Source organism: Stenotrophomonas sp. Ps181 (genome assembly GCF_025697425.1).
In the GTDB taxonomy this organism is placed as follows: Bacteria; Pseudomonadota; Gammaproteobacteria; order Xanthomonadales; family Xanthomonadaceae; genus Stenotrophomonas; species Stenotrophomonas sepilia.
On sequence record NZ_JAHWBI010000019.1, the window covers coordinates 1 to 1,359 of the forward strand.

2 protein-coding genes and 1 pseudogene are annotated in these 1,359 nt (G+C 56.5%); all 3 read left to right on the forward strand.

Annotated elements, in window-relative coordinates:
* On the forward strand, positions 1-662 hold a 662-nt coding region (locus KXV01_RS19960; RefSeq protein ID WP_263468020.1), incomplete at its 5' end, for an RHS repeat-associated core domain-containing protein.
* Between the two features lie 4 nt (positions 663-666).
* Complete coding sequence (locus KXV01_RS19965; protein ID WP_146256744.1) at positions 667-936, forward strand: hypothetical protein; 270 nt, start codon at positions 667-669, stop codon at positions 934-936.
* Positions 937-980: 44 nt separating this feature from the next.
* Positions 981-1,359 (forward strand): annotated as a pseudogene (locus KXV01_RS19970) (hypothetical protein); the annotation flags it as partial.

Sequence of the window (1,359 nt, forward strand, 5' to 3'; positions counted from 1 at the left end):
TCCCAAGTGCCGATCCAGATGGCGATGGTGTGGCGTTTGAACTGGCGCTGCGCTTCCCGGGCCAGCAGGCGACGGATACAAGTGGGTTGTTCTACAACTACCAGCGCGAGTACGACCCGGCGGCGGGACGGTATTCGCAGAGTGATCCGATTGGGCTCAGGGGTGGGTACTCACTGTACTCTTATGTCGATGGTGATCCACTGTCCAACGAGGACTCCATGGGCCTGAAAGGCGGAAGGCCGCCAAGTCTTGCGCGACAGGGTGGCGGTAACTCCGCTCAAAGGAGAGTTGCTGTGCGTGCCCAACGTCAGGCAATCGAGTCAAACTCACATACGAATCCAATTTACTCGCGCGGACTTTCGCCCGAGGAAGTGGGGTCGTTGGAGAATGCTGCGAGCCTCATAAGTGAGCATGACTATACTCAGTATTGTGCGGCTGAGGTCTGTAGAAATGATCAAAATCAGTGCGCAAGTGGTGACGTCATGAGGGGGGGCTTTCCATCGAATCCAACCGTTGCGCAGGTCCATTCAAGAGGGTGTCAGTGCCTAACTCCATATTATTCTAATCCCTCGCATCCTCTACTATCTAATCCCGAGGCGGATCCTCTTGATCTGATTGATCTGGTTCGAGACTCCATAATAAACTGGCGGTCGCGGAGGTAAGTAAATGATTTTGCGAGCATTTGGAATTCTGGTGGGGCTTGTTACGATAGCATTTGGCCTGGCTGTAATTGGCGGCGCATTGGTTGGGACAGGGCCTTGTCGAGTGAACTGTGATCTATATATGTCGATTATTCGACTGGTAGGGCAGGCGCATTACAATAAAATAATTGGGGTGGTGTGGATCATCGGCGGCGCCATGTTTATTGTTGCTTCGATGCTGATTGGCAAGAAGAAAAGTCCGCTTCGCCGAGGCGGAAGGAAGGCGCGGTTGTAAGGAATTCCAGGAGGCTGGAAGCCGCTTTGTTCAGCATGAATGAACCCGCAACCAGCCACCGGTTGACAGCCGTGGGCGGCGAAGCGCGCAGCCATGACGCGGTGGGCAACACCACCAGCATCGGCGGCAAGACGTTCACCTACAGCGATGCCAACCGCATGAACGCGGTGAAGCAGGGCAATTCCGTACTGGAAAGCTACGCCTACAATCATCGCGGTGAGCGCGTGCTGCGTACCCCGGCCGGTGGCGCAGCGCAGATCACCCTGTACGACGAAGCAGGGCAGTGGCTGGGCAATTACTCGGCCACGGGCCAAGCGCAGCAGCAGGCCATCTGGCTGGACAACTACCCGGTGGCGCTGATCAATGTGCCGACTACCGGCGTGCCGGAGCTGACCTACGTGCAGCCGGATCACCTGGGTACGC